Source organism: Asaccharospora irregularis DSM 2635, assembly GCF_900129815.1.
Classification (GTDB): domain Bacteria; phylum Bacillota; class Clostridia; order Peptostreptococcales; family Peptostreptococcaceae; genus Asaccharospora; species Asaccharospora irregularis.
In genome coordinates this window covers 22,528-30,380 of the sequence record NZ_FQWX01000025.1, presented here as the reverse complement: position 1 = coordinate 30,380, position 7,853 = coordinate 22,528, and the positions used below count along the sequence as shown (strand labels likewise).

The window sequence follows — 7,853 nt, the reverse complement described above, 5'->3', positions numbered from 1 at the left end:
CCCTATCCGTCGCAGGCGTAGGAAATTTGAGGAGACCTGTCCTTAGTACGAGAGGACCGGGATGGACGTACCTCTGGTGTACCAGTTGTTCTGCCAAGGGCATGGCTGGGTAGCTATGTACGGAATGGATAAGCGCTGAAAGCATCTAAGCGCGAAGCCAACTTCAAGATAAGATTTCCCACCTAAGGGTTAAGATCCCAGGAAGACTACCTGGTTGATAGGTCAAAGGTGTAAGTGCAGCAATGTATTTAGCTTATTGATACTAATAGATCGAGGACTTGACCAATATATGATTCATTCACTTATATATACAGTTTTGAAAGTGTTAATATTTAGTTATAGTTTATAAAATTAAATAATTAATTCTTTTTATAAAAGATTATGTGGTTATTATAGCAAAGAGGATACACCTGTTCCCATTCCGAACACAGAAGTTAAGCTCTTTAGCGCTGATGGTACTTGGTGGGCAACTGCCTGGGAGAGTAGGACGTAGCCACGTAGTCTTTTTTGTGTTTAATAAAATTATAGAGTATTAGATAAAATTATAAAGTATTAGAATGATATTTATAATTATTGAGAAAAAAGAAGGAATATAAGAAAGAATGTAGAATTATTGAAGTTGTATGATTTTTATTCTACAAATACAATAAAGTGATTTCTGTATTTGTGGATGAAAATAATAAATTCATGGTAAAAATTAAATATAAATATTTTAGGTTCTTTACAAAGATTAATAGGGAAAGAGGTGAAAATCCTCTACAGCCCCCGCTACTGTAATGCAGACGAAACTTTTTATGCCACTGTGAAATATTTCATGGGAAGGAGAAGGATTAGGATGAAGCTAAGTCAGGAGACCTACCTAACAATATTAAGCAATTTCTTCGGGGTGGAGGAAAATTCTTGAATAGGTACACAGTGATGACAGTCATTTACGAGACTGTTTATATGTGGTGCCACTTATTATGTAAAGATAGAAGTCTAATCCTGAGGGTTAGGCTTTTTTTGCATGTAAAAGAATTATAATGCCTAGTTTTCTATTTAATTTCGAAGGTGTATTTATATTTTTTTTAACACATGAAAATATATAACAGTCAAATAAGAAAGGGGCTTAAAATGAAAAAATATTTAAAGTTAGGGTTAGTAGGATCTATTTTACTAGTAGCCTTAAATCCAGTAACATCAAATGCTATGCATATAATGGAAGGTTTTTTACCAGCAAAGTGGTCCATTATGTGGAGCATTGTGTTTATACCATTTTTCTTGGTAGGATTAAAGTCTATGAATAGAATAATTAAAGAGGAGCCAAAAAAGAAAGTATTATTGGCATTGTGTGGAGCATTTGTTTTTGTTCTATCAGCATTAAAAATACCATCTTTGACAGGAAGCTGTTCTCATCCGACTGGTGTTGGTTTTGGGGCTATAATGTTTGGACCAAGTGTTATGGTTGTACTTGGGACAATAGTATTATTATTCCAGGCACTACTTCTAGCACATGGAGGATTGACAACTTTAGGAGCCAACGCTTTTTCAATGGCCATAGTTGGTCCTATAGTTTCATTTATTATATATAAGTTCTTGAGAAAAAGAGATGTAAAAATAGGGGTTAGTGTATTCTTTGCAGCAGCTTTAGGAGACTTGGCTACATATACTATAACGGCGCTACAATTGGCTCTTGCATTCCCAGATCCAGTGGGAGGAATAATGGCTTCAGCAGCTAAATTCTTAGGGGTTTTCTTTATGACACAGATACCAATAGCTATAGCAGAAGGTATACTGACTACTATAATATATAATTTAATAACAGAAAATAATGAAAAAGGAGTTAATGATAATGAGTGCAAATGTTAAATCTAAATCTAAGCTAAAATTAAATTTGGCACTGCTTTTACTAGTAGTAGTTCTTATAATAACTCCATTAGTGATAAACTCAGGAGCTGAATACGGTGGTGCAGACGGTGAGGCAGAATCCCTTATAACTGAAATAAGACCTGATTATGAACCTTGGTTTAGTAGTCTATATGAACCACCTAGTGGAGAAATAGAGAGTTTGCTATTCTCAACACAAGCAGCTTTAGGGGCAGGAGTTATAGGTTATTTATTAGGAAGAATGAAGAGAAAATAATTATGCTTTTAATTGATAAATACGCATATACAAATAGACTTAGAAATTTAAGTCCAGGAATAAAGGCGAGCATAGGGGCGATTTTTTTAATTGCTTCTATGCTATTTAAGAATTTATATATCTTAATTGGTAATATTTTATTTATGAGTTTTATTATAGTTGTAGTAGCAAAAATAGATTTTAAAAGCTATATAAATATTTTAAAGATACCTATGTATTTTTTACTAATGGGTGTAGGTATGAATTTATTAAATATATCTGTAGACGGAAAGGAACTATTATATGGTTGTAAGTTTTTTTCGTTTTATATAGGCATTTCAAGAATTTCAATAGATACCTCTATACATATACTATTTAGGGCTATATCCTGCCTAACTTGCGTCTACTTTTTTATGTTGACGACACCTTTTAATCAACTAATATTTTTATTGAAAAAATTGCATCTACCAGACAATCTAATAGAAGTAACTATGTTAATCTACAGATTCATATTTATATTATTAGAAGAAGTTTCAGATATTAAAAAGTCACAGGAACTAAGATTTGGATATGTAAATTTAAAGACATCATACAAGTCATTGGGTATTTTAGTTAATTTACTTTATAGAAGGATAATGAAAAGGTATGATGATATGTGTGTTTCATTGGATATAAAACTGTACGACGGAAAATTTCATATAATAGGTGATGAACATGTTTAAAATTAATAACTTAACATATAAATATGAAAAAAATAAAAATGCATTGTCAAACATAAATATGGATTTTTCTAATGGAAATGTAATAGGAATAATAGGATCTAATGGATCGGGAAAATCTACTTTATTTATGAATCTGATGGGTATAATAAAACCCACTAAAGGTGAGATTTTATTTAAGGGAAACTTACTTAAATATGATAAAAAGAGTTTATATAATTTAAGAAAAGATGTAGGTATGGTATTTCAAGATCCAGAAAAGCAAATATTTTACTCCACAGTATATGATGATATAGCTTTTTCACTGAGGAATATAGGTCTAGAAGAAGATATTATAAAAGTCAGAGTAAACAAGGCTCTAGAGGCTGTTAATGGGATGGATTTTATAGGTAAACCTATACATTTTCTAAGTTATGGTCAAAAAAAGAGGGTCGCTATCGCATCAGTAATATCTATGGAAAATAAAATGGTACTTTTAGATGAACCAACAGCTGGATTAGATCCTATGAGTACTAGGTGTATAGTTGATATAATAAAAAGGTTAAGTGAAAGTAACGTAAAAGTAGTTATATCTAGCCATGATATGAACCTGATGTATGAGATTTGTGATTATATATATGTATTAAATGAGGGAAACATAATTGACGAAGGTAATACAGAAGATGTATTCATAAATGAGGAAGGTATATTAGGTGCAGGATTGGAATTACCTTGGCTAGTTAAAGTTCACAAGAAAATGAATGCTCCTTTATTTAGAAAAGAAGAGGATTTATTTGATTTTTATAAAAAAGAAACTGAAAAATAGATTGCCAATAATAACTAAATTATTTATATGATTATATTTCAGTAAATACATAACAAGAATATGGACCTATAAAGAACTATTTATATGGTCCATATTTTTTTAAACAAAGATATTTATTGTATGTTACAATGGTGTATATGGTATAGACAGGGGTATATTGGGGAGGAAAATTTTATGCTAATTCTTTTACAGCTATTAGAGACAGAGGAAGAAAAGTCAAAGTTTGAAAAACTTTACTATGCTTATAGGGATAAGATGTTTTTCGTTGCAAATAGTATACTAAGAAATCATAGCGATGCAGAGGATGTTGTATATGATTCTTTTAAAATAATTATTGAGCACTTTGAAAAAATAGAAGACGTATCAGGACAGAAAACATGGAATTTCATAGTCACAATAGTTAAAAATAAATCTATAAACTTATATAATTATAAGAAAAATCATACAAAAATAGAGTACCAAGATAATATAGAAATACACTTTAGATTCTCTGAAAGTATGGAACTTATGATAGAAAAAAAGGAAATATCAAACCTACTATCAGAGTTGGTTAAACAACTTCCGCATCCATATAAAGATGTATTATATTTGCAGTACTACAATGAATTAAAAGGGATTGAAATTGCAAGTATTTTGGACAAAACCCCTGATAACATTCGTCAAATATCCCGTAGAGCTAAAAAACTATTAGAAAAAGAATTAGCGAATAGGGGGATTAACATTGGATAAAAATTTGTTAAATGATAATCTATTAAAAAAGGCAATCGCTAAGGCTTGTGATGAGGATTATTTTAAATTTATGACATCATTCAAAGGATTCCACATCTTCTCAAGAGAATTTGAGAGAGATATGAACGTTATGATAAAAAAATATAATAATGCCGTCAGAAAAGCTAAAGCAAAACTTTGTTACTTACGTTATTTTCTTATATCAATGGGGATAATTCTAGTAGTTATAGTCATAATACTAGGAGTCGAACCACTTAGAGAAAGTTTCCTAAAACTTCTCAAAGAACTATTTAATACAATCAAAGCATACTTTTCAAGCTTGTAGATAGACTAAAATAGGAGCAAACGCTCCTATTTTTAAATTACTTTTAGCGACATTGCAGCTTGACTGCCTGGAGGGAGACTTATATCGAACAATCCCGAAGCAATCGATACACCAATCTACCAAGGAAAGAGTTTAACTATTTAGTATTAAATAAAAATTAAATATTGAAATATAAACAAAATATTGATGCCAGTATGGTCTTCCCGTACTGACGCAGGTAGAATTGGAAGTAATCACCCAGCGAAGGGAGTGTGAAGATATAAGTCGTACCGACATTGCAGCTTGACTGCCTGGAGGGAGACTTATATCGAACACTCCCGAAGCGTCGATACACCAATCTACCGAGAAGTTTATTTAACTATTTAGTATTAAATAAAAATTAAATATTGAAATATAAACAAAATATTGATGCCAGTATGGTCTTCCCGTACTGACGCAGGTAGAATTGGAAGTAATCACCCAGCGAAGGGAGTGTGAAGATATAAGTCGTACCGACATTGCAGCTTGACTGCCTGGAGGGAGACTTATATCGAACACTCCCGAAGCGTCGATACACCAATCTACCGAGAAGTTTATTTAACTATTTAGTATTAAATAAAAATTAAATATTGAAATATAAACAAAATATTGATGCCAGTATGGTCTTCCCGTACTGACGCAGGTAGAATTGGAAGTAATCACCCAGCGAAGGGAGTGTGAAGATATAAGTCGTACCGACATTGCAGCTTGACTGCCTGGAGGGAGACTTATATCGAACACTCCCGAAGCATCGATACACCAATCTACCAAGGAAGATTATAAAATTGAATAGTTGGCAAAAATGTAGCTAAGTACATCTTTAAGTTTGAAGAAATCTATAATTTAGATTAAAATATATCTATAGAATTGTCAGTAGGAGGTAGCGAATGGATTTGGATACACTAAATCCTGCCCAAAGAGATGCTGTAGAAAAAACGGAAGGCCCCGTTTTAATACTAGCTGGTGCAGGTTCAGGAAAAACGAGGGTTTTAACTAGCAGGATGGCATATCTTATTGAAGATAAGGGAGTTCAACCTGCTAATATATTAGCTATTACATTTACAAATAAAGCAGCTAATGAGATGAGAGAAAGAGTAGAACAGGAAATTGGTTCTGATACTAAGGATATGTGGATAAGTACATTCCACTCATGTTGTGTCCGTATACTTAGAAAAGACATAAATAGAATCGGATATAACAGAAGTTTTGTTATATATGATAGTGCAGACCAGATAACATTAGTTAAAGACTGTCTAAAGGAGTTAAATCTAAGTGATAAGGTATTTGAACCTAGAGCAGTTATAAGTTATATTTCCGGAGCTAAAGATAAATTACAAACACCAAAGGAGTTTAAACACATTAATCTATCAGATAACAGAATGAGCAAAGTAGCTGATATATATGCACTTTACCAAGATAGACTAAAGAGAAATAGTGCATTAGATTTTGACGACCTTATATTTAAGGCAGTAGAACTTTTAAAAAGCAACGAAGAAGTTTTAGATTATTATAGAAGTAGATTTAAATACATAATGGTAGATGAATATCAAGATACTAGTAAGGCTCAATATGAATTAATAAAGTTACTAGCAAAAGATCACCAAAACATATGTGTAGTTGGGGATGATGATCAAAGTATATATGGATGGAGAGGTGCTGACATAAGAAATATACTTGAGTTTGAAAAGGACTATGAAAATGTTCATGTAGTTAAACTAGAACAAAACTATAGATCAACACAGGTTATATTAGATGCAGCAAATACAGTTATATCAAATAACATAGAGAGAAAAAGAAAAAAACTTTGGAGTGAGAAAAAAGAAGGCGAACTTATAAAAATACAACTAGCCGAAAATGAAGTAGAGGAAGCAGACTTTATAGCTGATACTATAGCTCAAATATCTACAAAACAAAGTAGACCGTATAAAGACTTTGCTATACTTTATAGAGCAAATGTACAAGGGCGTTCAATTGAAGATGCCTTAAACAGAAGTCAAATACCATACAATATATATGGAGGGACTAAGTTCTACGAGAGAAAAGAAATAAAGGACTTGTTGGCCTATTTAAAGGTAATACAGAACCCACAGGATGACATATCACTAAAAAGAATTATAAACGTTCCAAGACGTGGTATAGGGCTTAGAACTATAGAGAAAATAGAGGATAGAGCTAACTTAAAACAAGAAAGTATATATTCAGTTCTTATAGATGTAGACACAAACTCGGAAATATCAACAAAAGCTAGAGCTAGTATAAATGGATTTGTAGATATAATTGCGACACTTAGGACTATAAGAGAGGTATACCCTGTTAGCAAACTAATAGAGAAGATATTAGATACTACTGGCTATTTAGATGAATTAGAAGAATCTAAAAAGAAAGCTGGAAAAGATTTAGTCAGTAAAAGCGAGGAAATTCAAGACAGAATAGACAACCTAAATGAATTTATTTCTATTGCTATAGAGTTTGAACAAAATAGCGAGGACAAGGATTTAGAAACTTTCCTAACAGGAGTTGCTCTTTCAGCAGAGCCAAACAATGAAGAAGAAAATGATAGAGTTTCTCTTATGACTATTCATACATCAAAGGGTCTAGAGTTTCCAGTTGTATTTTTAACTGGTATGGAGGAAGGATTATTCCCTATATCTAGAGCGGTAAGGTCTATGAATGACTCTGAAATTGAAGAGGAAAGAAGGCTTTGTTATGTTGGTATAACAAGAGCTAAGGAACAGTTGTTTATGACAATGACCAAAAAAAGAACTTTATATGGTAAGACAAATCAGTCTATAGCCTCTAGATTTATGGAAGAATTGCCAGAAGATAATATAAAGAAACTATATGCTACAAATACAGAAACAACATACTCAAAAGCAAGTTATAATATTTTAGATAAGTACACAAAAAAATATATGGGTACGATGAGTAAGTCTACTGCAGCTAAAAATGTAAATGCTACAGTTAAGGATAATATAAAAGAAACTAATCCAGATGACATAAAATTAGGATCAAAAGTTCATCATCCTAAGTTTGGAATAGGTACGGTAGTTTCGGTTGTAGGTTCCGATGTTACTATAGCTTTTGACAAACAGGGAATAAAGAAAATAAATAAGGAATACACAACGTTAGATATACTGTAATTTTGATAAATAGATC

Annotated in this window: 7 protein-coding genes, 2 rRNA genes and 1 riboswitch; all 9 genes read left to right on the top strand. The window is 31.9% G+C overall.

From position 1 onward, the window contains the following. Positions 1 to 286, top strand: a 23S ribosomal RNA gene (locus BUB34_RS09525); the annotation flags it as partial. 96 nt (positions 287 to 382) lie between these two features. Further along, positions 383 to 499, top strand: a 5S ribosomal RNA gene (gene rrf, locus BUB34_RS09520). A 198-nt stretch (positions 500 to 697) separates the two neighbouring features. Next, positions 698 to 877: riboswitch (cobalamin riboswitch) on the top strand. Positions 878 to 1,113: 236 nt separating this feature from the next. Further along, positions 1,114 to 1,848 (top strand): energy-coupling factor ABC transporter permease, encoded by a 735-nt coding sequence (locus tag BUB34_RS09515; RefSeq protein ID WP_073126787.1) that lies wholly within the window; start codon positions 1,114 to 1,116, stop codon positions 1,846 to 1,848. Next, positions 1,811 to 2,122 (top strand): energy-coupling factor ABC transporter substrate-binding protein, encoded by a 312-nt coding sequence (locus BUB34_RS09510; protein ID WP_073126785.1) that lies wholly within the window; start codon positions 1,811 to 1,813, stop codon positions 2,120 to 2,122. The genes BUB34_RS09515 and BUB34_RS09510 overlap by 38 nt, the downstream gene beginning before the upstream one ends. Before the next feature lie 2 nt (positions 2,123 to 2,124). Further along, entirely contained in the window at positions 2,125 to 2,823 is a 699-nt protein-coding gene (cbiQ, locus tag BUB34_RS09505; RefSeq protein WP_073126784.1) for a cobalt ECF transporter T component CbiQ, read from the top strand. Next, complete coding sequence (locus tag BUB34_RS09500; protein WP_073126782.1) at positions 2,816 to 3,625, top strand: energy-coupling factor ABC transporter ATP-binding protein; 810 nt, start codon at positions 2,816 to 2,818, stop codon at positions 3,623 to 3,625. Before cbiQ ends, BUB34_RS09500 begins: the two co-directional genes overlap by 8 nt. A gap of 174 nt (positions 3,626 to 3,799) precedes the next feature. Then, the gene (locus BUB34_RS09495; RefSeq protein ID WP_073126780.1) at positions 3,800 to 4,354 is read left to right on the top strand and encodes an RNA polymerase sigma factor; all 555 of its coding nucleotides are present in this window, start codon (positions 3,800 to 3,802) and stop codon (positions 4,352 to 4,354) included. Beyond that, positions 4,347 to 4,679, top strand: coding sequence for a hypothetical protein (locus BUB34_RS09490; RefSeq protein ID WP_073126778.1), 333 nt, complete (start codon positions 4,347 to 4,349; stop codon positions 4,677 to 4,679). Before BUB34_RS09495 ends, BUB34_RS09490 begins: the two co-directional genes overlap by 8 nt. Before the next feature lie 905 nt (positions 4,680 to 5,584). Next, positions 5,585 to 7,837, top strand: coding sequence for a DUF3553 domain-containing protein (locus BUB34_RS09485; RefSeq protein ID WP_073126777.1), 2,253 nt, complete (start codon positions 5,585 to 5,587; stop codon positions 7,835 to 7,837). The last annotated feature ends 16 nt before the right edge of the window (positions 7,838 to 7,853 follow it).